General features: G+C 62.3%; 21 protein-coding genes. 16 read left to right on the forward strand and 5 right to left on the reverse strand.

The window, feature by feature from the left end; genetic code table 11:
* The first annotated feature begins 13 nt into the window (after positions 1–13).
* From J1N60_RS09735 to J1N60_RS09745, 3 genes are read left to right on the forward strand one after another with little or no spacing between them, the layout of a single operon-like run.
* Positions 14–2,059: an ABC transporter permease gene (locus tag J1N60_RS09735; protein WP_312912518.1), complete on the forward strand. Its 2,046-nt coding sequence runs from the start codon at positions 14–16 to the stop codon at positions 2,057–2,059.
* Entirely contained in the window at positions 2,059–2,868 is an 810-nt protein-coding gene (locus J1N60_RS09740) for an ABC transporter ATP-binding protein (RefSeq protein ID WP_312912519.1), read from the forward strand. Before J1N60_RS09735 ends, J1N60_RS09740 begins: the two co-directional genes overlap by 1 nt.
* The gene (locus J1N60_RS09745) at positions 2,861–3,586 is read left to right on the forward strand and encodes an ABC transporter ATP-binding protein (RefSeq protein WP_312912520.1); all 726 of its coding nucleotides are present in this window, start codon (positions 2,861–2,863) and stop codon (positions 3,584–3,586) included. The genes J1N60_RS09740 and J1N60_RS09745 overlap by 8 nt, the downstream gene beginning before the upstream one ends.
* A gap of 56 nt (positions 3,587–3,642) precedes the next feature.
* Here J1N60_RS09745 and J1N60_RS09750 read toward each other — a convergent pair whose 3' ends face one another.
* On the reverse strand, positions 3,643–4,902 hold the full coding sequence (locus J1N60_RS09750; protein ID WP_312906981.1) for a cation:proton antiporter: 1,260 nt from the start codon (positions 4,900–4,902) through the stop codon (positions 3,643–3,645).
* An 87-nt stretch (positions 4,903–4,989) separates the two neighbouring features.
* On the opposite strand from J1N60_RS09750, the gene J1N60_RS09755 reads away from it, so the two are divergent.
* The 5 genes from J1N60_RS09755 to J1N60_RS09775 all read left to right on the forward strand — a co-directional run bounded on the left by J1N60_RS09755 (position 4,990) and on the right by J1N60_RS09775 (position 10,625).
* Positions 4,990–5,616 (forward strand): DUF8159 domain-containing protein, encoded by a 627-nt coding sequence (locus J1N60_RS09755; protein WP_312906983.1) that lies wholly within the window; start codon positions 4,990–4,992, stop codon positions 5,614–5,616.
* 155 nt (positions 5,617–5,771) lie between these two features.
* Positions 5,772–6,266 carry a cation:proton antiporter regulatory subunit gene (locus J1N60_RS09760; protein WP_312906985.1) on the forward strand — a complete coding sequence of 165 codons (495 nt, stop codon included), beginning with the start codon at positions 5,772–5,774 and terminating at the stop codon, positions 6,264–6,266.
* 33 nt (positions 6,267–6,299) lie between these two features.
* Positions 6,300–7,574, forward strand: a complete 1,275-nt coding sequence (locus J1N60_RS09765) for a cation:proton antiporter (protein ID WP_312906987.1) — start codon at positions 6,300–6,302, stop codon at positions 7,572–7,574.
* A gap of 114 nt (positions 7,575–7,688) precedes the next feature.
* Positions 7,689–8,342 (forward strand): HAD family hydrolase, encoded by a 654-nt coding sequence (locus J1N60_RS09770; RefSeq protein WP_312906989.1) that lies wholly within the window; start codon positions 7,689–7,691, stop codon positions 8,340–8,342.
* 1,227 nt (positions 8,343–9,569) lie between these two features.
* Positions 9,570–10,625 carry a Leu/Phe/Val dehydrogenase gene (locus J1N60_RS09775; RefSeq protein WP_312906991.1) on the forward strand — a complete coding sequence of 352 codons (1,056 nt, stop codon included), beginning with the start codon at positions 9,570–9,572 and terminating at the stop codon, positions 10,623–10,625.
* 65 nt (positions 10,626–10,690) lie between these two features.
* On the opposite strand, the gene J1N60_RS09780 is transcribed toward J1N60_RS09775, so the two are convergent.
* The 3 genes from J1N60_RS09780 to J1N60_RS09790 are packed head-to-tail and all read right to left on the reverse strand — an operon-like array spanning position 10,691 to position 12,258.
* Positions 10,691–11,095: a DUF7993 family protein gene (locus tag J1N60_RS09780; RefSeq protein WP_312906993.1), complete on the reverse strand. Its 405-nt coding sequence runs from the start codon at positions 11,093–11,095 to the stop codon at positions 10,691–10,693.
* A 23-nt stretch (positions 11,096–11,118) separates the two neighbouring features.
* Positions 11,119–11,571, reverse strand: a complete 453-nt coding sequence (locus J1N60_RS09785) for a DUF2240 family protein (protein WP_253434235.1) — start codon at positions 11,569–11,571, stop codon at positions 11,119–11,121.
* 51 nt (positions 11,572–11,622) lie between these two features.
* A complete protein-coding gene (locus tag J1N60_RS09790) occupies positions 11,623–12,258 on the reverse strand; it encodes a ribonuclease H family protein (RefSeq protein ID WP_312906998.1) in 636 nt (211 codons plus the stop codon).
* Positions 12,259–12,365: 107 nt separating this feature from the next.
* On the opposite strand from J1N60_RS09790, the gene J1N60_RS09795 reads away from it, so the two are divergent.
* From J1N60_RS09795 to J1N60_RS09825, 7 genes are all read left to right on the forward strand, one after another.
* Positions 12,366–14,030, forward strand: coding sequence for an ABC transporter substrate-binding protein (locus J1N60_RS09795; protein ID WP_312907000.1), 1,665 nt, complete (start codon positions 12,366–12,368; stop codon positions 14,028–14,030).
* A 166-nt stretch (positions 14,031–14,196) separates the two neighbouring features.
* Complete coding sequence (locus J1N60_RS09800; RefSeq protein ID WP_312907001.1) at positions 14,197–15,273, forward strand: ABC transporter permease; 1,077 nt, start codon at positions 14,197–14,199, stop codon at positions 15,271–15,273.
* Entirely contained in the window at positions 15,270–16,271 is a 1,002-nt protein-coding gene (locus J1N60_RS09805) for an ABC transporter permease (RefSeq protein WP_312907002.1), read from the forward strand. Before J1N60_RS09800 ends, J1N60_RS09805 begins: the two co-directional genes overlap by 4 nt.
* Before the next feature lies 1 nt (position 16,272).
* Complete coding sequence (locus tag J1N60_RS09810; protein WP_312907003.1) at positions 16,273–17,484, forward strand: ABC transporter ATP-binding protein; 1,212 nt, start codon at positions 16,273–16,275, stop codon at positions 17,482–17,484.
* The gene (locus J1N60_RS09815; protein ID WP_312907004.1) at positions 17,481–18,779 is read left to right on the forward strand and encodes an ABC transporter ATP-binding protein; all 1,299 of its coding nucleotides are present in this window, start codon (positions 17,481–17,483) and stop codon (positions 18,777–18,779) included. The genes J1N60_RS09810 and J1N60_RS09815 overlap by 4 nt, the downstream gene beginning before the upstream one ends.
* Positions 18,780–18,879: 100 nt before the next feature.
* A complete protein-coding gene (locus J1N60_RS09820; protein WP_312907006.1) occupies positions 18,880–19,038 on the forward strand; it encodes a hypothetical protein in 159 nt (52 codons plus the stop codon).
* Between the two features lie 408 nt (positions 19,039–19,446).
* The gene (locus J1N60_RS09825) at positions 19,447–22,425 is read left to right on the forward strand and encodes a midas domain-containing protein (protein ID WP_312907008.1); all 2,979 of its coding nucleotides are present in this window, start codon (positions 19,447–19,449) and stop codon (positions 22,423–22,425) included.
* Positions 22,426–22,810: 385 nt separating this feature from the next.
* Here J1N60_RS09825 and J1N60_RS09830 read toward each other — a convergent pair whose 3' ends face one another.
* On the reverse strand, positions 22,811–23,950 hold the full coding sequence (locus tag J1N60_RS09830) for a hypothetical protein (protein WP_312907010.1): 1,140 nt from the start codon (positions 23,948–23,950) through the stop codon (positions 22,811–22,813).
* A 639-nt stretch (positions 23,951–24,589) separates the two neighbouring features.
* Here J1N60_RS09830 and J1N60_RS09835 point away from each other — a divergent pair.
* Positions 24,590–25,153: a DUF7344 domain-containing protein gene (locus tag J1N60_RS09835; RefSeq protein WP_312907012.1), complete on the forward strand. Its 564-nt coding sequence runs from the start codon at positions 24,590–24,592 to the stop codon at positions 25,151–25,153.
* The last annotated feature ends 7 nt before the right edge of the window (positions 25,154–25,160 follow it).

Here is a 25,160-nt window from a genome sequence, read left to right on the forward strand (position 1 = left end):
GAGCACTAGTTGAATGACATCTTTACACATCCTTCTGGAAGGGGTCACGACCGGAGTCTTTTCTTTCGTCTCTTTGCAGGGACTGCTGGACGGGCTCACGGTCGGCCTCATATACGTCCTGCTAGCGGCCGGGCTGTCCGTGATCTTTGGGGTCATGCACGTCATCAACTTCGCCCACGGCGAACTCTTTACGCTCGGCGCGTACTTCGCGCTCGCGTTAATTGCACCCCTCGGTGGCGGGTACGCGTTCTTCGCCGCCCTGTTGATCGCACCGCTTCTCGTCGGGGTCGTCGGCGTGGCGATCGAACGATTCACCGTCCGACCGCTGTACGGACGAAATCCCCTCTATCACATCTTGCTCACGTTCGGACTGGTGCTCGTCATCAACGACCTGATCTATCTGGTGTGGGGAACGGGGAACCGCTCGTTCAATCGCCCCGAGATCATCCGTGGCACCTTCGAGCTGTTTGGGTTCAGTTTTAGCTCGTACAACCTGTTCATCATCGTCTTCGGGACTCTCGTCGCCCTCGCCGTCTGGGCGGCACTCGAGTACACGCGGTACGGGCTCATTATTCGCGCCGGGTCACAGGACCGCCAGATGGTCCGGAATCTGGGCATCGATATCGACCGATACTACTCGCTGGTGTTCGGCGCTGGCGCCGCCCTCGCGGCGATTGCAGGGATCATCGTTGGCGGCACCCAGCAAGTGAGCCCCAGCATGGGGATGTCGTTCATCATCCCAGCGTTCGTCATCGTCGTCCTCGGCGGTCTCGGGAGTTTCAAGGGTGCGGTCGTCGGGGGGCTTCTCGTCGGGGTTCTCCAGGAGACGATTATTCGACCCAACGTCCCCGCGCTCGAGGGGACCGTGATCTTTCTACTGATGATCGGGATCTTGTTGGTTCGCCCACAGGGGCTGTTCGGAACCGAAGCTCCGGAGGACGAAAGCGGGACGTTGCTGGCCGGAACCGACGGTGGCTTTCTGGATCAGGACACGCGGTTGAAACTCGGGTTCGTGATGGTGGTCTTGCTGGTGTTGATTCCGTTCGGAAGCGGCTGGCTCTACTCGGGGTACGCAGTCACGCTCGTGACCCGGATGCTCCTGTGGGGACTGTTCGCGCTGTCGCTCGATTTCGTCATGGGGTACACCGGCCTCGTTTCGCTCGGCCACGTCCTCTTCTGGGGGCTCGGCGCGTACACGGCCGCGATCACGCTGATCAACGTGAGCGAGTCCGCGTTCGTCGCAATCGCGCTGGCTATCGCGCTCTCTGCGGTGGCCGCGTGGATCGTCGGGGTTCTCTCGATTCGGGTCGCCGGCGTCTACTTCGCGATGATTACGCTCGCGTTCGCGGAATTGTTCTACAACGCGATCTATTCGCTGGATACGATTTCGCTCTTCGGTCTCATCGAGGAGCGGCCGTTTACCGGCGGCTCGGACGGGCTCTTTGGCTTCGGCGCGTACTACGGTGTCGGAGGCGCCGGTATCGAACTCAACGAAATCGAGGTCGTCCTCGGTCCGGTCGTCCTCGGTGGCTCAGCCTTGTTCTACTACGTCGTACTGGCGGCCCTCGTCGCTTCGTTCTTCCTCACCCGCCGAATTCTCAACTCGCCGTTCGGCGCGGTCATGAAAGCGATCCGCGAGAACGAACAGCGGGCGACGTTCCTCGGCTACGACACGACCGTCTACAAGCGCCGCGCGTTCGTCATCAGCGGGGCAGTTGCCGGACTCGCCGGCAGCCTGTCAGCGCTCAACACGGGACTCGTTACGCCCTCGGCCGCCGAGTGGATCAAATCGGGCGAGGTTATCGTTATGGTTGTCCTCGGGGGTATGGGGACGCTGTACGGGCCGATTCTGGGCTCGTTCGTCTTCTTCGGCCTCGAGAACGTACTGACCGACTTCACCGGCTACTGGCGATTGGTACTCGGTATCATCTTCATTCTGTTCGTCATCTTCCTCCCGCGAGGGCTGGTCTCGCTTCCGGGACAGCTTCGCCCGCTCATCTCGGGCGGTCCCGGCTCGAAACCGACCCCTGACGATACGGCACCGGGAGGTGACGACTGATGGCGACCGAACCGCTTCCGAACGACACGAAAACCATCCTCCGCACCGAGGGACTGGTCAAACGCTTCGGCGAATTCACGGCGACGGACCACGTCGAACTCGAGCTCGAGCACGGCGAGTTCCGGAGCCTGATCGGGCCGAACGGGGCCGGAAAGACGACCCTGTTCAACCTCATATCCGGGGCGCTTCCGGTCACGGAAGGGGAGATCTACTTCGCCGGACGCGACGACGAGGAACCGACTCCTATTACGTCGCTCTCGCCGGCCGAGCGCGTTCGCCGCGGCATCGGCCGATCGTTCCAGATATCGAATATATTTGGCGGCTTATCAGTTCGAGAAAACGTCAGGCTAGCGGTCCAATCGGTAAACCGAGAGGAAATTGGGCTGCTCGAGTCGCTGTTTCGACCGACCGACCGCTACGACGAGATCACCGCCGAAACCGAGCGCATCCTCGAGCGTGTCGGCCTCGAATCAGTCGCGGACGTCACCGCTAACGCGCTGGCGTACGGCGATCGGCGCCGCCTCGAGATCGGCGTCGTCCTGGCGACCGATCCCGAACTGGTCTTGCTCGACGAGCCGACTGCCGGCATGAGCGTCGAGGAGACGAGAGAAACGATCGATCTGATCCAGGACGTCCTGGTAGATCAGACATTATTACTCATCGAACACGACATCGAACTCGTCATGGAACTTTCCGATCGAATCAGCGTGTTGAATCGCGGCGAACTCCTCGCGGAGGGAACGCCGGACCAGATCGCTAGTAACCAGGCCGTCCAGGACGCCTACCTCGGAGGGACGCTCGATGAGTGATCGCGTTCCGCTTCTGGAACTCGAGTCCGTCGACGCGGGCTACGGCGAGACGCGAGTCCTGCACGACCTGTCGCTCACGATCGACGAGGGCGAAATCGTCTCATTGATCGGGCGCAATGGCGCCGGCAAGACGACGACGCTCCGGTCGATCATGGGAATTATCATGCCGACGTCGGGAACCATCGCCTATCGCGGCGAGGACATCACCCAGCTCGACGCGACGGCGACCGCCAAGCGGGGGCTCTCGCTCGTCCCCGAGGAGCGTCAGATATTCCCCGAGTTGACCGTCCGGGAGAACCTCGAACTCGCTTCCTACGGCGGGGCTGACGACGTCGACTCGCTGTCGGTCGACGAGGCGCTCGAGACGTTCGAGAACCTCGCCGAGCGGGAGGGGAACGCCGGGTCGTCGCTCTCGGGTGGCGAACAGCAGATGCTCGCCATCGCCCGGGCGCTCGTCGCGGGGGCCGACCTCATCCTGCTCGACGAGCCGACCGAGGGGCTCGCCCCCTACATCGTGCAGGACGTCATGGACATCATCGAGGACCTCAACGACCGTGGGATCACGGTTCTCCTCATCGAACAGAACGTCCACGTCGGCCTCGCCCTCGCGGACCGGAACTACGTCATCAACCAGGGCGAAATCGTCTGGGAGGGGACCTCAGCGGAACTCGAGGCCGACGAGGAGGTACTCGATCGGTTCCTCGGCGTCACGGCCTGATCGTTTTCTTTTGCGAGTTTTCACTCGAGTCGCCGCCGGCCGATGCGCCTTCTCGCTCACGAGGAGTCCGTCACCATTCGCATGACGGGGTTCGCCGTGATTCCGTGGATGACGATCGAAATGAGGACGACGGCTCCGACGAGCGCCCAGAGCAAGTCGGCGTCGGAGAAGGCGGCCTCGTTGAGGCCGTGAGCGAGGTAGTAAAACGAGCCGATCCCCCGGATACCGAAGAACGCGATGGCGCCGCGTTCGGCCCACCCCGTATTCGAGCCGAGGAAGCCGACGAGACCGGCCAGCGGACGCACGACGAAGACGATGGCGACGGCAGCAATCCCCGCCTGGAGGGTCAACGGCGCCAGCAGTCCGCCGGCGATTGCGCCGCCGAAGAAGACCATGATGACCCCCATCGCGACCTGTTCGGCGAGTTCGCTGATCTGGTGGAGCGCGTCGTTGTACTCGTGAGACCGTTCGGAACTGCGGATCGTCACTGCGGCGACGAAGACGGCGATGAAGCCGTACCCGCCGACGAGTTCGGTGATCCCGTAGACGAGGAGCGTCCCGGCGACGGCCTCGAGGCCCTGGACCGACCTGGCGATTTGCGTGTTCGGTTCGGTGGCGAAGATGAGTTTGGCGCTGATCCAGCCGAGAATCACGCCGAGGAGGGAGCCGACCACGATCCGGTAGCCGACGTCGATCAGCAGCCACTCTCCCATCCAGTTACCCGGAGCGAGGCCGACGAGCGCGACGGCAACGGCGAGGTTCGTGAACGGGAAGGCGAAACCGTCGTTGAGCCCCGCCTCCGAGGAGAGGGCGAACCGGACCTCGTCACCGTACTCCCCCTCGCCGATTACGTCCTCTTCGGATCCGTCTCCCGGTTCGTCGACTTGCACTTCGGAGGCGAGCACGGGGTCCGTCGGGGCGATACACGCGCCGAGAAGTACCGCCGTCGGAACGAGGAGGCCGACCAGCCACCAGCCGATCACCGCCGCGCCGACGATCGATAGCGGCATCGCGATCAGCAGCAACCGCCAGGTCGACGCCCAGGCTCGCAGTCCTGGCGGCCGGTCGAGTTTCAGTCCGACGCCCATCAGTGCGATGATGACCCCGAACTCCGCCAGCCGTTCGACGACGTGACCTTGCTCGAGCGGATCCGGCGCGGGGATTCCGATCGGCAACCAGACTCCGAGAAAGCCGAGGCCCACGAAGAAAATCGGTAACGAAATCGCTCTGTCGGCGACGTATCGGGGAAGCACGGCGATGCCGAACAGCGTCACACCGACGACGACGAAGCCGATGTCGTACAACTCGAGTACCACACCGATACTATCCATCAACGATCGGATAAGACCGGACCCGTCAGTTGCAGGCAGAGGGCCGTTTGTGACGGTCGTCGTTCGTTCGCTATGGAACGACGGCTCGAGGTCGAGGGTGCGTCGGTCGAGTCGGAGTCGAACTCGCCGGCTCGAATCTCCAGACGCGCCGCGCTCGCCGTCCTCGGCGTTGGCGTCACCGCGTCGCTCGCGGGCTGTACTCAGGACGTTGGCGAGGAACTTCCACCGAATCGGTCCTGGCCGATCGCCGAACTCGTTCCCGACGTGCCGATCACGAAACGGACGGACGTGCTCGCGGCGGGAATCGAGTCGGTAGACGACGAGATCACCGACGAGGATGCGTTCGCCGAGGCGCTCGATTCCCGGGAACTCACGGTCGAGTCACTCGAGCGTGAGCGGGACGTGCTGACCCTCGAGTACGTCAATCGGGAGCGGTACGAATCGGGGACGATCCACGAACTCGGGCCGATCGCCGGAGCCTACGCGGCACTGGTCGAATCCGGCTACGACGCCGTCGCCCTCGCGATCACGATTCTCGACGATGCGCCCGAATCCTACGGCTCGGCGACGGTCGAGAGTGCATGGGCCGAACGCTACGTCACTGGCGACCTCACGGCCAGCGAGTACGGCGAACTGGTGGCGGCGACGATCGACTCCCGGCGCCACCCGCCGTTCGTCGGCGTCTCTCCGGAAGAATAGCTGCGGGGCCGGCGCGGAACCCACGTCGGTCGGGCCAGCGGCCCTGTTCAGGTCGACGCTCGAGCCGATGTCCGCGACCCGTCTCCCACGACATCCTCGGCGCAGGCCCGCCAATTCCCGCGGCGTTTATTACGTTCCCTTCCCGTCATCAGGGTATGACCATCTACGAGAGCGACCTTCCCGGCGTCGGCAAGAAGTACGAGGTAGAACTCGAGGACGGGGAGCGCCTCGTCATCGTCACACACAACACGGGGAAACGGGAAATCTACAAAAAGATCGAGGAGGACGCCGACAGCGAGAAGGTGTTCGAACTGTCCGATCGGCTCGCTCGAAAGATCGGAACGATCCTCGAGGGTGCGTACTTCCAGCCGGTGCAATCGGAGCGCGTCGAGACCATGCTCACCGACGAGACGTTCATCGAGTGGTACAACCTGGACCCGGCCTCGGAACTCGTCGGTCAGACCATCGCCGAGGCACAGATCCGCGAGCGGACCGGCGTCTCCATCGTCGCGATCCAGCGTGGCGAGGAGGTTCTCGCCGCACCGGATCCGGAAACGACGCTCGCGGCCGACGACACGCTCGTCGTCGTCGGCGACCGCGACGACTGCCGGGACTTCGAGACACTCATTGGAGGCGACGGCGGGCGGTGATCCTCGTGCAGCCACTACTGGAGGTGTCCGAGAGTGGCAGCTGAAACCCACCTCGTCGACGTCGGCGCGCTCTTCGCCGTCGCCGCCGTCGCCGGCCTGCTCGCCTCACGGATCGACCAGTCGGTGATCCCGTTTTACATCGTCGCCGGGATGCTTTCGGGTCCGTACGTGCTCGGAACGGTCGATATTCCAGCTCTCCTGGGAATCGACGTTCTCCCACACGGGGAGACACTGGCACTCGACGGCCAGTCGGAGTTCATCCACCTGGGCGCCGAACTCGGGATCGTCTTCTTGCTGTTCTTCCTGGGCCTCGAGTTCAATCTCGAGCGACTGCTGGCGGCCAGACATCGCATCGGGAAAGCCGGAAGTGTCGACCTGGCCGTCAACTTCGGCGCCGGACTGCTCCTCGGGTTCGTGCTCTTCGAGTCACTCCTCGCAGCCCTGCTCGTCGCAGGTGTCGTCTACATCTCCTCGAGTGCGATCATCACCAAATCCCTGATCGACCTCGGCTGGATCGCCAACGACGAGGCGAACCCGATGCTCGGCACGCTCGTCTACGAGGACCTCTTCATCGCAATCTACCTCGCGGTGGTCTCCGCGCTCGTCCTGGGCGGCGGCGACGTCGGCGAGGCCCTCGGCTCGATTGGGGTTGCGATCGGATTCATCCTCGCGCTCTTGATACTCGTCCAGTTCGGCACCGCCTGGTTCCAGCGGAGTCTCGAGACCGACTCCAACGAGTTCCTCGTCCTCCGGGCGCTGGGGATTCTCGTCCTGATCGCGGGCGCTGCGCTCGCCCTGGGCGTGAGCGAGGCCGTCGCCGCCTTCTTCGTCGGGATGGCCTTTTCGGCGACCGACCACGTCCACGACCTCGAACAACTGCTCGAGCCCGTTCGGGACGTCTTCGCCGCCATCTTCTTCTTCTGGATCGGCCTCGAGACGAACCCGCAGCTGTTCGCCGGCGTCGCCGGGCTGATCGCCGTCGCGGTGATCGTCACGACGCCGACGAAACTGCTGAGCGGCTACCTCGGTGGCCGAATCTACGACCTCGACGAGCGACGATCCCTGCGGGTCGGCCTCGGCATGACGACCCGCGGCGAGTTCTCCCTGATCATCGCGAGCATCGCCGTGGCGGGTGCCGGCGGAGCGATCGCCGAACCCGTCGCCACCCGGATTTACGCGTTCACCGTCGGCTACGTGCTGGTCATGAGCATCCTCGGGACGACGTTCATGCAGTACGCCGACCGCATCGAAGCGGTGCTCGTGCCGCGCCTCGAGGCGCGCAGCGGGGCGGTCTCGAGCGGCGATTGATCGATTCGACCGTCGAGTTTCTTCATCCGAAACGAACTCACAGCGGACGTCGGCGCGACCTCGCACTGGATTCCAACAGACAACTTCAAACCCCTCGAGCCCCCTCCATCGCCCATGCTCGAGGCAGTCGTCTTCGACTTAGATTACACGCTGGCGGTCCCCGACCGGGACCGGGAGACGTTGCTCACCGAGGCGACGGCCGCGGCCGGCGCACCGCCGCTCTCGAGGGAGGCGTACCTCGAGGCCCACCGGAACAACCTCACGCGCGAGAGCCGCGAACCCATCTTCGCGGACCTGCTCGCCGACCACGACACGAGCGCCGAGCCCGGCGCCGTCGCCACGGCCTACCGGGAGTCGATTGCCGACGCCCTCACGCCACTGGCGGGCGTCGAGGCCATGCTCGAGGACCTCCGGTCGACCTACCGCGTGGGACTCCTGACGAACGGCCCTGTCCGCGCCCAGCGGGACAAACTCGAGACGCTCGGTTGGGAGGGGCGATTCGACGCGGCGCTCGTCACCGGCGAACTCGAGGCGGGCAAGCCCGATCCGCGGGCGTTCGAGGCCATCCTGGAGGAACTGTCGGTCGCACCCGAGCGAGCCGTGTACGTCGGCGACGAGCGCGAGGCGGACGTGGAGGGGGCGACTCGAGCCGGAATGCGCGCGGTCCAGGTGCTTCGGGCGGATACGGAACCGGACTCGCGGGCGGTTGCGCACGTCGATCAACCCACCATCGCGCGCGACTTGCCCGCGGTTCTGGCGTCGTTGTAGCCACTCGCATCGGCACGTGATCGCTATAATCGCGGGCGGTCCTGGTCCGTCACCGGTACATTGGGGCCACCTCCACGGTGATATCGCGCATACCGGTTCCGGGCTACTAACCGCATGCTCACCCCGACATGGAGTAAATGTTGGACGTAGCAACTCTTGATTCCAGAGCAACCGCTAAACTGAAAGCCGAAGGTAGGGGCCTCAGTGAATATGCTCCCTAACGAATGGAGAATTTCACATAGGGATGAGCGCTTCTATGATCGTACTGGCCAGACTACCTTGGTGATCATAACCACGACAGTTGTCCGGAAGAAGTGTGTTGAGGTGGTCTATGGACGAACCTAGGAAGCGATCCTGGAGTAGGCGATTATCGCTCGAGATGGCTTCCAGGCCAGAAGTAGGCGTGAGCAGGAGAAAGGGAGTGGCTCGAAAAGCGTGGAAAATCACGCTCTCAAATGTTCATAATCGGTTTCCCTCTTGCGTTTACGGGTTGGCGGTAACCCGGAAGAGAATCGCCACGAAGAGAGCCTCGAGCCACTCTCACGAAAATCGGATTTGGTGGTTAAGAGGCTTCTCTGCAGTGATTTCACTTACCACTTGAGTCGATCGTAGGTCCGGCCAGTACACGATTCAAAAGTTCATAATCGGTTTCCTGCTATCGATTTTGGGGTTCTATACACCACTGAAATTACCGAAGAGACTGAGACACTTTCCGAGAAGGTAAACACACTATAGAGCGCGTCTCGAACTGGTTATGCACGTTTGATGCCTCGAGTCTTGCATCTACGCAGCGAGTACCGATTACGAAACGGACCTCGCTCGCCCATCAGCCTCGGCAATCACCAGAATATACGTGAAAACCTCCCAATCGCCTCGAGAAGCCCCCTACTCGACGATTGGGACACAAGTCATACGCTCGAGGGAGATATTCATCGTGCAATCCTTCCTAGACTATCTTCATAATCGGCCCTCGAAACAGAGACCATACCCACTTTTCCGGACAGAGAACCCGATTATGAGGTTTCTGAAAGACGATTAGTACGTTTTGTTGTAAATCGAACCAGATGTCGTGCCACATTCGCTCTCTATTCGCACGACAACCGATATGTATCGCCATAGAAGAGTCTCAACGAGGCACAGTTCGCATCGTCTTTCCGCGACGAGGAACTGAACGCGAATAATCGAAAATAGCCACATTAATAGTTCTATTCGTGCAATTCTTGCACGATGGTACACGGGAAGATGGCCGCGTCCGGCCACGAACAGGTAACGCACTTCGTCGACGACGAAACCGGCCTCGAGGCGATCGTCGCCATCCACGACACGACGCTCGGCCCCTCCCTCGGTGGCACCCGACTCCTGCCCTACGAGAGCCACGACGCCGCCCTGCGCGACGTCATGCGCCTCTCGCGTGCAATGACTTACAAGGCGGCCGCCGCGGACCTCGACCTGGGCGGCGGGAAGGCCGTCATCCGCGCCGACCCGTCCGAGAAAACCGAGGACCTGATGGCGGCCTACGGACGGATGATCGCCCGACTCGGCGGCTACTACATCACCTCAGTCGACGTCAACACCGGTGTCGCGGACATGGACGTGATCGCGGGCGAAACCGACCACGTCGTCGGGACGAGCGCGGGACTCGGAGACCCCTCGCCGATCACGTCCCGCGGCGTCTTCGAGGGACTGCGAGCCTGCGTCGAGGCCACCTACGGGACGCCCGACGTGGACGGCCTCTCCGTCGTCGTCCAGGGCGTCGGAAAGGTCGGCAGCGGCCTCGCCGAGCTCCTCGCCGAGCACGGCGCCGAGGTCGCGGTGAGCGACATCGACGAGGAGGCGACGGCCGCGCTCGCCCGCGAATACGGGTTCGAGACCGTCGCCCCCTCGGCCGTCTACGAACAGTCCTGTGACATCTTCGCCCCCTGTGCGATCGGCGGCGTCGTCAACGACGAGACGATTCCGCAACTCGAGTGCGACATCGTTGCTGGTGGGGCGAACAACATCCTCGACGAGCGAGCCCACGCGCAGGCGCTTCACGACCGGAACATTCTCTACGCACCCGACTACGTGCTCAACGCGGGCGGCCTGATCACCGTCGCGGCCGAACACACCGGCGACACGCGAGAACAGGCGCTCGCCGACGCGGTGGCCATCGGTGACCGGACCCGAACGCTCATCGAGCGTGCCGAGGCCGACAGCGTGACCGTGCTCGAGGCCGCGGATCGGTACGCGCTCGAGCGGATCGAGGCGCCGAAGACCGAGGCGGCGTCTCCGTCGACCAGGTAGGTACCCGAGCTCGGTTTCGCCTCCGATCTCGATCTCTGGGACCGAGTCGTTCCCGCGTCCCGATTTCACCGAACACCGCCGTTTCGAGCCGCGGCCTGCACGACAGTCACGCCGCGTTTGACTGCCGCCGCGCACTCGAGAAAGACGAGCGTCTTCGCCGGCGTCGTCGCCTTCGGACGCGTCCGAAGATCGGCCTCTGCGGCGGCGTCGACGGCCGCTTCTCGTCCGCGACCGAACTCGAGGTGCGCTCGATCCGGGTGAACGAAGACGCGAGCGAGGCGCTCCAGCGGGTCGCCGTCCTCGTCCACGAACGAAATATCGAACGCGCGGGCGCCGCCGACTGCCGGTTCGACGTCGCGATCGGCGTTCGTCACCGCGAGTGATACGAGTTCGTCGTCCGCTCGCCCGTCGATTTCGGAGGCGAGCAACTCGGCGATCCGCCGGCCGTCGGTGATCCGATCCTCGACCATACGCGCGGTTGTCCCCGGGCAGGCTAACCGTCTTCGATCAACGCCGAGCGAGCGGCGGGGGCGAGTTCGTCGACGTCGATCCCCTCTCCACTGGCGTAGACGACTGCGGCGGCCTCGATCGTGATCGCGTACTCTTGCTGGAGCGAGTTGATCGCGCCGACGGCCTCGTGCTTTTCGACGCCCGAGGCGACCAGCGCGTCCAGGACGCGCTCGAACGTCGACCGTTCTCTGAGCAGGTCGTCGCCGGGGACGAAGTCGTCGTCGATGGTCACGCTCGAGGGATCGAACGTCGCCACCAGTTCGGGACCGTCACGCTCGAGGACGCCCTCCTGGGTCGCGACGTCGATGAGTCGCTGTGACTGATCGGGTGAGAACCAGTCGCGATCGAGCGACAGCGCGACGACGAACTCGTTCTCGCGCAGCCGATTCGTTCCGTGTTGTTTGAAGGGCGCGGCGACCGCGACGCGAAGGCTCATCGAGAACGACTCTCGCGACGGGGTGAATAACGTTGGCGGTTCGGGTTCCCGTCAGTCGGACGCCCGTCCACCCTGGTTCCGATTGGCTCGAGACGGCGGCGGGACCTGCGTCGACGTCACCTCGGGCGGGTCGGGGAGCACGCACCGGTCGAGTTCGCGGTTGACGTGGGCGTACTCCTCGGGGGCGTTCGCGAGGGGGTGTGCGGGGTTCTGGCTGCTGTCGATGCGGGCGGCTCGGACCTCACCGAACCGGTTGAGTCTGGCGATGATCCCGCGCCAGTGATGGGTCGTCGCCGCCGGGACGGTGTACGGTCGGGGTGGTTTGTGGTCGGGGTGTCCGGCGGCCAGGATTGCGGCGTTGACGTTGCTCGCGAGTTGGTCGTGATCGACGAGGATGCCGACGCGGGCGTCGACTGGCGCCCTGGCTGCGAGAACGTCGAGACCGAGGTGGAGCGCCCGGTACTCCGCGACGTTGTTGTCCGGCGGTGCGTCGGTGGCTGCGATGCGACCGACGCGCGTGCCGTCGCGCGTTTCGATGACGGCCCCGAGGCCGCCGCCAGCCCGTCGGAATGACCCGTCGGTGGCGACGTAGAAGTCACGATGATGGGTCGACGGGGGGTGGGCGATGTGCGGCGTCGGCGACTCGTCGAACAGGTCCCGAAGTGCGGGGCGGCCGTGAGCGGCCATATGCCGCTGTAGGACAGTCAAGTACTTAACAACTAGGCCGTCTCTCATCGAGTGCTGGTCGACCGAATCCAACAACGTATAAATAGGATGGTTGTACATGTATGCGTATGCAGGGTGCTGACAAACTCACCACGAACCGCCGGAACGTCCTTCGATACACAGCCGGTGCGACCACGCTCGGACTCGCATCGATCGCCGGTTGTATCGGTGACGACCCGGAGGAAGGTAACGGGAATGGAAACGGCGGCAACGGCAATGGAAACGGCAACGGGAATGGCAACGGTAACGGCGGCGGCGATATCGACGAGATCACGCTGACGCTGACGCAGTTCCCCGACACGCAGGATCCACTCGACCACATCACCGGGGACTACTTCAACGTCTACGACCACATCTACGAGCCGCTCTTCGACTTCCAACCCGGCGAGGGCATCTTCCCGCGCGTCGCCGAGGACTGGGAAGCACAGGACGACGGGACGACGGAGGTCTACCTCCGGGACGACGTCGTCTTCCACAACGGCGACGACCTCACTGCCGAGGACGTCGCTTGGACCATCAACCGAACGGTCGATCCCGATATTGGCGTTCAGAGCCCGATCGGAACGTACGGTCTCGGCTCCATCGAGGGCGCCGAAGCCGTCGACGACACCACCGTCGCGATCAACTACGGCGCGTCGGCCGGTCTCGCGGAGTTCGAGTTCGGGAACTACGCACGGGCGATGAACAAACAGTGGGCGATCGACAACTACGACGCCGAGAACGAGGCGATCGCCGGCGCCGAACCCGAAGCGTTCAACGGAACGGGTCCGTACGAGGTCGTCGAGTACACCTCCGGTGAGGAAATCGTCGTCGAAGCGTTCGACGACTACTGGGGCGATCAGCCGCCGTTCAGCCAGGTCACGTTCAACGCCACCGGCGAGTCGAGCAGCCGCGTCGCCGCGCTCGAGACCGGCGAGAGCGACGTAACGATGAACATCCTCCCCGAGGACGTCCAGACCGTCCAGGACGCCGACGACATCGACATCCGAAACGTCACCAGCTTCCGGAACATCTTCTGTCCGATGAAGAACACGGTGGAACCGTTCGACAGCCAGGAGTTCCGCCAGGCGATGAACTACGCCGTCGACAACGAGGCGATCGTCAGCGAGATCCTGAGCGGCTTCGGCGAACCGCGAGGACAGCCGGTCGCCCCCGGCATCAACGGCTTCAACGACGAACTCGAGCCCTACGAGCACGACCCCGGCCGTGCCGAGAGCCTCGTCGAGGACAGCGGCTACGGCGACGTCGAGATCACGCTCACCGCCCCGCAGGGCCGGTACCTCAACGACGCCGCAATCGGCGAGCGCGTCGCCGACATGATCGACCAGCTCGACAACGTCAGCTGTGAAGCCGAAATCGTCGACTTCCCGGTCGTCTCCGACGCCAATCAGGCCGGCGTCGAACCTGGCCAGTTCGACATCCCCTTCTACATGATCGGCTGGGGGACCATCACGGGCGACACCGACTACGGCGTGCAGGGATTCTTCACGATTCCCGACAACCCGTCGCGCACCTTCGACGACGAGGAGCTCAGCGACGCCATTCTCGAGACTCAGCAGATCGACGACCCCGAGGAACGGACCGCGGCGCTCCAGGATGTCAACGCGCTGGCGCGTGAGAAGGCGCCGTTCGTCTTCCTGCACACCCAGGAGAGCATCTACGGGGCGAACAGCAACATCCAGTGGGACCCCCGCGAGGACGAGACCATCTACATCTGGGAGATGGAGGCGTAGGTCGGGTCCCATCGTCGTCGAATAGAACCGCCGTTCGACTTTTGAGGCGCCAAACGACCGGGTTCACCAGCGACAGCTCGAGTTCGCGTACGAGCCCCAAAACCGCCAGAATCGGGCGGGGACCGACAGTATAATTAATGTTCGTGGGTTCCTTCGATACGTTCCGATGGCACTGAGGAAATTTCTGATCAGGCGGATACTCCAGGGCGTATTCGTCATCTGGGGTGTGGTGACGGTCCTGTTCGGGCTACGGGCCGTTTCGCCGGGTGACCCAGCGACGTTGATGCTCGGGGAAGGGGCGAGTCGGGCGCTCGTCGAGCGGGTTAGGGAGGAAGAGGGGCTCAACGACCCCATACACGTTCAGTATCTCGATTACGTCGGTGGGTTGCTCCAGGGCGACCTCGGCTATTCGTGGCAATCGAGCAGGGACGTCTCGGCGATGGTTATCGAGCGAATTCCGGCGACGATCGAACTCACGGTCGCCGCAACGATCGTGGCGATCGTCATCGCGATTCCCCTCGGGGTCGTCTCCGCGACGCGCCGGAACGAACCCGCCGATTACGGCGCGACGATGTTTTCCCTCCTCGGGATCAGTACGCCGAACTTCTGGCTCGGGCTGATGTTGATCCTCGTGATGAGCGTCTGGTTCGGCATTCCGTACCCGGACGTGGCTACCGACACGTTCTCGATCGGAATCGTCCACGTTCCGTATCCCACCTACATCGGCTACGACTTCTACGGATTCCCGACCGGAAGACGGGGCGTGAGCTTCGCGGACGCAGTTCGGGCGATCGTCTTCGACCAGTCGATTAGGGAGATGGGAACCTGGTTGCACTACATCACCCTTCCGGCCATTACCCTCGGGACGTACTTCACCGCGCTCATCACCCGGCTCACCCGGAGTGGCATGATCGACGAACTCGGGAAGCCGTACGTGACGGCGACGAAGGCCAAGGGGCTCCCGAACCCGCTGATCCGGTACAAACACGTCCTGCGAAATACGATGATTCCGATTATCACGGTTCTGGGTCTTCAAATGGGATCGCTGATCGGCGGGTCAGTCATCACCGAAACCGTGTTCAACTGGCCGGGTCTCGGGCTTCGACTGGTCGACGCGCTACGCATTCGAGACTGGCCGCTGATGCAGGGAATCATCCTCTTCATCGCCATTTCGTTCATCATCATCAACATCGTCGTCGACGCGCTGTACACGTCGCTCAATCCGCAGGTGAACAACGAATGATCTCCAACCGAATCACGTCGAATCTCAAACAGACGTTCGCCGAGAGTCTCCTGCCCAAGGTCGGGCTGGTTTTGCTGGTCGCGATCGTCCTCATGGCAATCTTCGCGCCGTTACTGGCTACCCACGACCCGACCCGGACGGGATACTACGCCGAGAGCGGCTCACCGTACCCACCGATGGGTCACAGCTACGAGACGCAAGTCGCTCAGGAGGGTGAAATCGGCGACGTGACAGTCGAACCCACGAGCGAGCACATCCTGGGGACCAACAACGTCGGACAGGACGTCTTCTCGCGATTCGTCTACGGCGCCCGCGTTTCGCTGCTGGTCGCCCTGCTGGGAACGGCACTGGCCATGTTCGTCGGTGTTCCAGTCGGGCTCATCGCCGGCTACTACGGCGGCCGCATCGACGACGGACTGATGCGAGTCGCCGACACGATGTTGGCGTTCCCTTCACTCGTCCTCGCGATGGCGCTGGTCGGCGTCTTCGGCTCCTCACCGATCTACGTCCCCGACCCGATCGTCGTGGCCGGACTGGCCGATGGCATGCCCGAATCCATCCCCATTCCGGGTACGGTGACGGTCGTGGCCGGTCTCGTTATCTGGGTCTGGTTCGCGCGGGTCGCCCGTGGGGAGGCCCTGTCGCTTCGGAACCAGGAGTACGTCAAGGCGAGCAAGAGCTACGGGATGCCGAGTCGATCGATCCTCACCCAGCACATCCTCCCGAACAGCCTGACGCCCATCATCGTCCTCGCGACGATTCAGGTCGCCGTGGTGATCCTCCTCGAGGCGTCACTGGCGTACCTCGGGTTCTCCGGAACGACGCTGTCGTGGGGGTACGAAATCGAGCGCGGGCAGGACCTCCTTCGGTCGCGACCGTGGATCGCGATGTTCCCGGGGGTCGGGATCATGCTCACGGTGATCGCGGTCAACCTGCTCGGCGACTGGTTCCGCGACGCGCTCGACCCGAACATCGAAGGAAGCGAACGAGGTGCCTAACATGAGTGACGACATTCTTCGCATCAGCAACCTATCGACCCAGTTTTTCACCAGCGAGGGACAGGTAAACGCCGTCAACGACTTCGATCTGACGGTCAAACGCGGCGAGGTCTTCGGTATCGTCGGCGAAAGCGGGAGCGGAAAGAGCGTAACGGCGCTTTCGATTATGGACCTGGTCGAGTCGCCTGGGGAGGTGACGAGCGGATCGATCGAGTACCGAAATTCGTCGTTCGCCGACGCCATGCGGGAGTCCCATCCCGGGGCCGTCGATGGAGACCTGGTCGACCTGCTCGCGATTCCCGACGAGGCCCGTCGCTCGCTCAGAGGAACGTCCTTCAGCATGATCTTTCAGGACCCCGAGAGTAGTTTCAACCCCAGTCTGACTGTCGGCGAACAGATCGCCGAGGCCGTCGAGGTCCAGCAACGGGCGACCCCCAACCCGCGATCCGGCGAAGCCCGAACGCGGGGGCCGGAGTACTCCCTGGGATCGTACGTCATGTCGATGGCGCTCCCATCGAAGCGGTACGTGAGCGAGGACAGCAGGGCACAGGCGATCGAATTGCTCGAGACCGTGGGGATTCCGGACCCGGCACAGCGCGCCGACGAGTACCCCCACGAGTACTCCGGCGGCATGCTCCAGCGGGCGATGATCGCACAGGCGCTCGCTGGCGAACCGGACATTCTGATCGCCGACGAACCGACGACCGCACTCGACGTAACGATCCAGGCCCAGATTCTCGACCTCCTGAACGACCTCCAAGAGAAGACGGGAATGACTATCCTGCTGATCACGCACAACCTCGGCGTGGTTGCCCGGATGTGTGATCGCGTCGGCGTGATGTACGCCGGGGAGATCGTCGAACGCGGCACCCTCGAGGACATCTTCGACCGGTCGGTCCACCCCTATACGAAGGGATTGCTCGGGAGCGTTCCCGACCTCGAGGGAACCACCGAACGGTTACGCTCGATCCCGGGGAACGTCCCGAGCCTCCTCGATCACGAGATGCCCGACCGGTGTTACTTCGCCGATCGGTGCCCGAAAGCGATGGAGGAGTGCCTGAAGAAGCCGCCGGCGTACGCGGCCGAGGGAAGTACAGACCACGCGACGAAGTGTTACCTCGCGGAGATGGAGTACGATCCGGATCGAGCACTCGAGAACGACGCCCTCGAGCCCGAGGCGACGGTGACGACCGACGGGGGTGAGTCCCAATGAGCATCGATACCGGAAGCGACCAGCCGCTGGTTCGCGTCGAGGGGCTCCGCAAGTATTTCTACGAACAGGATTCGTACATCGACCGATTGTTTGGACACGAGCCCGTCGCCGTCCGCGCAGTCGACGACGTGGACTTCGAGGTGCACCGCGGGGAGACGCTCGGTCTCGTCGGCGAATCAGGCTGCGGAAAGTCGACGACGGGAGAGACGCTGTTGCACCTGCAAGAACCCACCGACGGCATCGTCCAGTTCGAGGGCGAGAACGTCTTCGAACTCGAGGGTGACCGTCGCAACGAGTTCCGGCGAAACGCACAGGTCGTCTTCCAGGATCCGTTCTCGAGTCTCGACCCGCGAATGACGATCGGGAAGACGATCCAGCAGCCACTCGCGGTCCACGACGTCGGCACTGCCGAAGAACGCCGCGACCGGGCCCAGGAGTTGCTCGAGCGCGTCGGCCTGTCGGCCGATCAGATCGACCGCTATCCACACGAGTTTTCGGGCGGCCAGCGCCAGCGAATCGGCATCGCACGGGCGCTCGCCCTCGAACCCGAGTTTGTCGTCCTCGACGAACCGACGAGCGCACTCGACGTGAGCGTCCAGGCACAGGTTCTCAACCTGCTCGAGGACCTCCAGGAGGAGTTCGACCTCACGTACCTGCTCATCAGTCACGACCTCTCGGTCATCCGCCACATCTGTGATCGAGTGGCCGTGATGTACCTGGGCGAGATCGTCGAAATCGGCCCCGTCGAAGAGATTTTCGACTCGCCGAAACACCCCTACACACGGGCGCTCCTCGAGAGCGTCCCACGGGCGTCGACCGACGAACAGGACCGCGACCGCAAAACGCTATCCGGCGACGTCCCCTCGCCGCGAGACCCGCCGAGTGGTTGTCGGTTCCGGACGCGGTGCCCGGAGGTGATCCCGCCCGAGGACGTGACAATCGAGCAAGCCGCGTATCGAGAGATCATGACCCTCAGGGAACTGGTCGAACGGGAGAATATCAGTCTCGAGGTCGTCAGCGACCACGCCGTGATGACCGATGACGGCATCGCCGTGGACCCGGCCGAGGTGGACGCCTTCGTCGCAGACCTGAAGGCCCACGTTGTCGACACGCCGCTGCCGCCGGAACACGAGGCAGTGGTCGAGGAAGCGCTGGCGCCGCTCGCGAAGGAAGACTGGGACGAATCCGCGACGCGGTTGCGCGACGCCTACGAGAGCGTCTGTGAACTCGAGAATCCGGAACTGGGAGAGCGGGCCCATCCCGTCGCCTGTCACCTGTACGACGGCGAGCACTGAGGTTCGACGAATCTGGATTTTCCTGGGAAACGGTGGATTACCGCCTCGAACGCCCCGTTGCGTACGAGATGCTTTTGCGCGTTTCTCGCCTACTGGTGCTATGGCGAGCAAAGCACCGATCTACTGCGAACTGTGTAAGGAAACGATCGACTCCGGCGAGAGCCTCGAAAACCACTTGCTGAACGAACACCGGCCGCCCGAACTGGCCGAGCGACTCGCGTCGCAGTGGGAATCTGAAGAACTCGGCGATCCATCCTAACGGATTTGTGAGCTGTGTGCTGGGCGCTGTGCTCCATAGAAGCCCCTCGAGAAACGGCTTTTGAGCACGACAAACACACAGCGGAGATAATCTCGATGACCGGAGTCCGTCCGGTGTCTCGCCTGCACGTTGCGAGTGGGTCGGTTCGTCTGCGTCTTCGTTGTCCTACGTTCTAGCCGTTGACGAGCATCGGTTTTCGATACGTACGCCGCTAGCGTCGATTACACCGTTTTCTGACGACAGTAACGACGGTTTCGAATTCGTAATCGAGGTTACTGGCGGACTCGACATTTGCAATCGAAGTTACCCACGTGTTCGGTTTAGATAACAAAGTGGGGTGTTCTCGAGAGGGTGTGTTGGCGGGCTACCCGCCGGATGAAATAAATGTCAAGCAAGAATCGTTTCATAGTGACTCTCGTCGCGCTACTCGTGGCGACCGGCATGCTCTTTGCCGGGAGTGCGGTGGCGCTCGGGGCGACATCGGGATCGAATTCGAATGCATCGAACTGTGAACAGGCGGAGGTAACGATTGTCGACGGGGCGCAAGATAGCTATCAGGAAGCCGACGGCGACGAGAATTACCAGGACCAGGTCGCCACGGTAGACGGCGAGTTGCTGCAGAGTCAACTCGCGACCGGCGACGATAACTGCCAGGAGGCGACCCAGGTGCTCTACTACCAGCAGAGCCAGGAGCAGTGGGCGTTGTTCGGTGACGACAACGAGCAGGTAGAAGACCAGGGAATCCTCGTTTTCTACACGCAGGATCAGTCCGCCGAGGGTGACGACAACGACCAGGCAGCCGAACAGCACGGAGACATCCAGCAGGATCAGATCCAGTACGTCATCCTGGGTGTCGACAACGACCAGCTGAGTGCCCAGGAGGCGGCGCAGGTGCTCGTCCAGTCGCAGTCCGCCGAGGGTGACGACAACGACCAGAGCGCCGAACAGAACCACAACAACATCAGCCAGTTCCAGATCCAGCTTTCGATCGCTGGAAACGACAACGCGCAAGACGCGAGTCAGACTGGCGTGCAGGTGCTCGAGCAATCCCAGACGGCCGAGGGTGATGACAACGACCAGGAAGCCGAGCAAAACGACAACGACATCGGCCAACAGTCGGTTCAGCTGGTGATCTTCGGCAACGACAATGAGCAAAATACCACGCAGGCTGCCGAGCAAATCTTCAGCCAGGAGCAGACTGCTGAGGGTGACGACAACGACCAAGAAGCCGAGCAAAACGACAACGACATCGATCAGCAGTCGGTCCAGCTCGTGCTCTTCGGCGATAACAACGACCAGGATGCCAGTCAGAGTGCCAGCCAGTCGTTGAGCCAGGAACAGACCGCCGAGGGTGACGGCAACGAACAAACTGCCGAGCAAAACGACAACGAGATCGACCAACGGTCGGTTCAGCTCGTCCTCTATGGCGACGACAACGAACAATCGTCCGAACAGGACGGTGAGCAGCACAGTAGCCAGGAGCAGACGGCAGAGGGTGACGACAACGAGCAGGAAGCCGAGAGCGAACAGGACATCGATCAGGACGCCGAGCAAGAAGCGAGCGGCTACGAGAACGAGCAAGCGTCCGAGCAGGAAGCCGAACAGGAGGTCGAGCAGGAACAGGAAATCGAGGACGGTGACGACAACGAGCAGGAAGCCGAGGCTGAGCAAGAATCAGACCAGGAGACTGACCAGCAGACGAACGGCGACTACAACGATCAGGAAGCTGAACAGGAGGCTGAACAAGAAACCGAGCAAGAGCAAGAAGTCGAGGACGGCGACGATAACGAGCAGGAAGTCGAAAGCGAGCAAGAGGCCGACCAAGAAGTCGAACAAGACGCCGACGGCGTCAAGAACGATCAGGAGGCCGAACAGGAATCCGAACAGGAGGCCGAACAGGAACAGGAAGTCGAAGACGGTGACGACAACGAACAAGAGGCCGAAAGCGACCAGGAGTCTGAGCAGGAAACCGAGCAAGACGCTGACGGTGTCCTGAACGACCAGGAAGCTGAACAGGAGGCTGAACAAGAAGCCGAGCAAGAGCAGGAAGTCGAAGACGGCGACGACAACGAGCAGGAAGCCGAAAGCGAACAGGAGACCGAGCAAGAGGTCGACCAGGATGCTGATGGCGTCAAGAACGACCAGGAAGCCGAACAGGAATCCGAACAGGAGACCGAACAGGAACAGGAAGTCGAAGACGGTGACGACAACGAACAAGAAGCCGAATCCGAGCAGGAATCCGAGCAAGAGGTCGATCAAGACGCCAACGGTGTCGCCAACGATCAGGAAGCAGAGCAAGAATCCGAACAGGAGGCCGAACAGGAACAGGAAGTCGAAGACGGTGACGACAACGAACAAGAAGCCGAGGCTGAGCAAGAAACCGAACAGGAAACCGACCAGGACGCCAACGGCGCACTGAACGACCAGGAGTCCGAACAGGAAGTCGAACAGGAGATCGAACAGGAACAAGAAGTCGAGAACGGTGACGACAACGAACAGGAAGCCGAAAGCGAACAAGAGGCCGACCAAGAAGTCGAACAAGACGCTGACGGTCTCGCCAACGAACAGGAGGCCGAACAGGAAACTGAACAAGAAGCCGAACAAGAGCAGGAAGTCGAAGACGGCGACGACAACGAGCAGGAGGCCGAAAGCGAACAGGAATCTGAGCAAGAAGTCGAACAGGATGCCGACGGTGCCCTGAACGATCAGGAAGCCGAACAGGAATCCGAGCAGGAAGTCGAGCAGGAACAGGAAGTCGAAGACGGTAACGACAACGACCAGGAGGCCGAATCCGAACAGGAGACCGAGCAAGAGGTCGATCAGGACGCCAACGGTGTCGCTAACGACCAGGAGGCTGAACAGGAAGCCGAACAGGAGGCCGAGCAGGAACAAGAAGTCGAAGACGGCGACGACAACGAGCAGGAGGCCGACCAGGAGAGCGACGTCGAACAAGAGGCCGACCAGGAGGCGACCGGAACCTCGAACGGCCAGAACGTCGAACAGGACGCCGAAACCGACCAGAACCAGGAACAGACCGTCGAGAACGGCGACGACAACGAACAGACTGCCGAACAGGACGCCGAGGTCGAGCAAAACGCCGACCAGGATGCCACTGGCGACGATAACGACCAGTCCATCGAACAGGACGCGGAAGTCACCCAGGACCAGGAACAGACCGTCGAGGACGGCGACGACAACGAGCAGACCGCCGAACAAGACGCCTCGATCGAACAGAACGCCGAACAGGACTCGGACGGCGCTGACACGGTGACCCAGACCGACGAGACCGAAGTCGACCAGACGCAAACGCAGCACGCGTCCGGTGACGACAACACGCAGTCCCAGTCCCAGTCGACCACGATCACGACCAGCCAGAGCGCCACGTAATCGCCTTCGGCTGGTGTTTTTTGCAGCTGTGTAACCCAGACTTGAGTACGCACACGTGAACCGCCTCGGGGTCAAGCCCCGAGGCACTCGGCCTGTTCTTTCTGTAGAAAGGTGATTTCGTCGAGCGTCTCGAGCGAGTCAGGCGAGTCGAGCGAGTTGATAGTCGGACGTCTCTAGCGGGTTGAACGAGAATTGACCCGCGGTAACTCGAGTTATTCGAACCGGTTGGTCCAGCCGATTCGTCCGGATACTCCGTTAGGGAGACATCCAAGACCCATCATCGACGAATTTTGTAGCGAAATCGTGAAAAAGGACACGGACTTCGATTCGTTCACTGTCCGCGTTTAGTGCTGATTCCTCGTTGATCCGGACCGTCGTTCGTCACCTACGTGTGGCCGGCCTTCTTTTGCTTCTTGTAGTCCGGCACACACTCGCTCTCGTCTTCGTTTTTGTGTTCGTCGTCGGTTTCGTCCTCGTCATCACCGTCGTTACTTTCGTCCTCATCGCTTTCGTCTCCGTCGCTCGTGCTCGTGTGTTCCTCCTGGGTACTGATCTGTACGCTCTCCTGGATCACGTAGATCGCGCTCTCGTTCGCCTCGACGACGATATCGACGTCCTGGTCGTTCAGCTGGGAACTCTCCTGTATCACGTCGGCCGTCGCACCTGGACCTGCCGCGGCGGCCATCGCCTCTTGCTCGCTGCGCTGGACGTTGATCTGGGCGACGACGACCGCCGCCTCCGACGCGGTGACGTTCACCGAGGCGAACTGGGTCGCGCGCTGGTCGTTCTCCTGTTGGACGACCGCCGACGCGTTCTCGCCAGCCGCCGCCGCGTAGCCCCTCTGGTCGTTCTCCTGGACGTTCAACTGGACGACGAGGACGGCTGCCCGTTCGGCGTCGACCGTGACCGTTGCGTTCTGATTCGTCGTCTGGTTGTTCTCCTGATAAACCGCTGCGCGGCTGTCGGGTCCGGTCGCCGTCGACTCGCCGTCCTGCTCGGTTCGATCGCGGGTGACTTGCTCCACCGTCACGACCGTCCCGTGATCGGTCGTGATCGTCGCTTCGCCGTCGTCGACGGCGAGCGTTTCGCCGTTCGCAGTCGACGCCGTCACGTCGTTCGTGAAGTCCGCGAGCGTCGCCTCGTCGGCGTCGTCCGCTGACTCCAGCAGCGTTCCCCAGACGAGTTCGGCGTCCTCGTCTTCCAGGGCGTGCACCCGCGTCGACTCTTCTCCGTCGATTGTGCTCGATTCGATGACGACCGCCTCGAGTTCGTGGGTGTCGAATTCGGCGAGTGCCTCCTCGATCGACATCGTTCCGTCTTCGGTCACGACCGTGGCCGAGTCGGTGCCGTTCCCGGCGTTCGCGTGTGACTGATCGGGCTGGTACGACGTCGCCTCGAGTGGCGTCTGGGTCGCTTCGATAACGGTACCTGTCGCTGCCAGCGATGCGCCTGCTGGGACTGCCATGCCGATCACGACGATGACAACCGCGAGTAGTGTGATCGGGACGGGAGTGTGTCTTTGCATGATAATACCGATTTTGACGACGGTAACGGCGTGTTTTAATAATGACTTCCCAACCATTCGTAGGGTGGTCCAACGGGGCCGCTGGGGCCTATCCGGGAGATTTACAGTGGGATGAGCGGTCTGTAGCAGGCGAATATCGAACACTCACTGCGAACATCGCTCGAGAGAGGAGGCCATTACCGAGGTGTACGGGCTGGATACCGGCCGGCGCACCTGGCCACGGACCCGCGAAATTCGAAATAGCGGAGTTAAAAGGGGGTTACGGACCGGCTATCGGAATCGTCGCTCGAGGACGTGTTCGTGCGGAGTCCCCGCCGGTTCTACGATCCCCGATCCCGGAAGTATAATGTGGCCTTTCGATGAACTATTTCGGTCTCTCCCGGTGGTCGACTCGATCCTGATACGTCTCGACACCCTCGCGTCTGGCGTACGTGAATCGCTAGTGATGTGTCGTCGACGGGACTATTACGGCGGTGAAATGGCACGTATCGACGACACACACGTACGATGACGAGTAACCGCAGTCGGAAACTTCAACATGTGACGGTTTACGGACGATATAACTCTAATTGTCAACCCATGACGAGGTTCTCCCTTTAAGAGAGCAGTGGTCGATGGAGTCGAGTGAATGCTGTACGCATGAACGGGAATAGTCAGCTGCTCGAGGACCTCTCGGAAGACATTCGAGAGATGACGAGGAATCTCCGGCGGCGATACGTGCTGTATTGCCTGTCAGAGCGAGACGGTCCGGTGGACCTCTTCGACCTCGTCGAACGCGTCGCGAGCTGGGAATCCGGGTGCGAACCCGATCAACTCGACAGGCGAACCGTCAAATCGGTCTATAGCTCGCTCTATCAGTCCCACCTCCCGTTGCTCGAGGAGCGAGACCTCGTCTCGTTCGATCGGCAACGAAAGGTCGTCTCGCCGACGGACCGGACGAAACGCGTCACGATCGAATTTCGGACGGACCCGTCCCCACTCGATCGGCAGTCGGCAGCCACGATCGTCGGAGTCTCGATTGCAGCCGCGTCGGTGAGCCTCTGGGGAGGCCAGCTCTTCCCGACCGCGATCAGTGGACTCGTGGGCATCACCCTGCTCGCGGTCGTGCTCGTCTCGAGCTACGCCGCGTATCGATCCGCTCGGCGATCGACGACGTCGATTGCGCCGGATTTCACGCTCACCGTCGACGACACGCGTCGGTAGTCGAGCC

It is taken from the genome of Natronosalvus caseinilyticus (genome assembly GCF_017357105.1).
GTDB classification, from domain to species: Archaea; Halobacteriota; Halobacteria; order Halobacteriales; family Natrialbaceae; genus Natronosalvus; species Natronosalvus caseinilyticus.

Excerpts from the sequence above, each read along its gene's own strand:
- J1N60_RS09735 (WP_312912518.1), top strand. The coding sequence starts at position 14 with ATGACATCTTTACACATCCTTCTGGAAGGGGTCACGACCGGAGTCTTT.
- J1N60_RS09740 (WP_312912519.1), top strand. The coding sequence starts at position 2,059 with ATGGCGACCGAACCGCTTCCGAACGACACGAAAACCATCCTCCGCACC.
- J1N60_RS09745 (WP_312912520.1), top strand. The coding sequence starts at position 2,861 with ATGAGTGATCGCGTTCCGCTTCTGGAACTCGAGTCCGTCGACGCGGGC.
- J1N60_RS09755 (WP_312906983.1), top strand. The coding sequence starts at position 4,990 with ATGGAACGACGGCTCGAGGTCGAGGGTGCGTCGGTCGAGTCGGAGTCG.
- J1N60_RS09760 (WP_312906985.1), top strand. The coding sequence starts at position 5,772 with ATGACCATCTACGAGAGCGACCTTCCCGGCGTCGGCAAGAAGTACGAG.
- J1N60_RS09770 (WP_312906989.1), top strand. The coding sequence starts at position 7,689 with ATGCTCGAGGCAGTCGTCTTCGACTTAGATTACACGCTGGCGGTCCCC.
- J1N60_RS09775 (WP_312906991.1), top strand. The coding sequence starts at position 9,570 with ATGGTACACGGGAAGATGGCCGCGTCCGGCCACGAACAGGTAACGCAC.
- J1N60_RS09780 (WP_312906993.1), bottom strand. The coding sequence starts at position 11,095 with ATGGTCGAGGATCGGATCACCGACGGCCGGCGGATCGCCGAGTTGCTC.
- J1N60_RS09785 (WP_253434235.1), bottom strand. The coding sequence starts at position 11,571 with ATGAGCCTTCGCGTCGCGGTCGCCGCGCCCTTCAAACAACACGGAACG.
- J1N60_RS09790 (WP_312906998.1), bottom strand. The coding sequence starts at position 12,258 with ATGGCCGCTCACGGCCGCCCCGCACTTCGGGACCTGTTCGACGAGTCG.
- J1N60_RS09795 (WP_312907000.1), top strand. The coding sequence starts at position 12,366 with ATGCAGGGTGCTGACAAACTCACCACGAACCGCCGGAACGTCCTTCGA.
- J1N60_RS09800 (WP_312907001.1), top strand. The coding sequence starts at position 14,197 with ATGGCACTGAGGAAATTTCTGATCAGGCGGATACTCCAGGGCGTATTC.
- J1N60_RS09805 (WP_312907002.1), top strand. The coding sequence starts at position 15,270 with ATGATCTCCAACCGAATCACGTCGAATCTCAAACAGACGTTCGCCGAG.
- J1N60_RS09810 (WP_312907003.1), top strand. The coding sequence starts at position 16,273 with ATGAGTGACGACATTCTTCGCATCAGCAACCTATCGACCCAGTTTTTC.
- J1N60_RS09815 (WP_312907004.1), top strand. The coding sequence starts at position 17,481 with ATGAGCATCGATACCGGAAGCGACCAGCCGCTGGTTCGCGTCGAGGGG.
- J1N60_RS09820 (WP_312907006.1), top strand. The coding sequence starts at position 18,880 with ATGGCGAGCAAAGCACCGATCTACTGCGAACTGTGTAAGGAAACGATC.
- J1N60_RS09830 (WP_312907010.1), bottom strand. The coding sequence starts at position 23,950 with ATGCAAAGACACACTCCCGTCCCGATCACACTACTCGCGGTTGTCATC.
- J1N60_RS09835 (WP_312907012.1), top strand. The coding sequence starts at position 24,590 with ATGAACGGGAATAGTCAGCTGCTCGAGGACCTCTCGGAAGACATTCGA.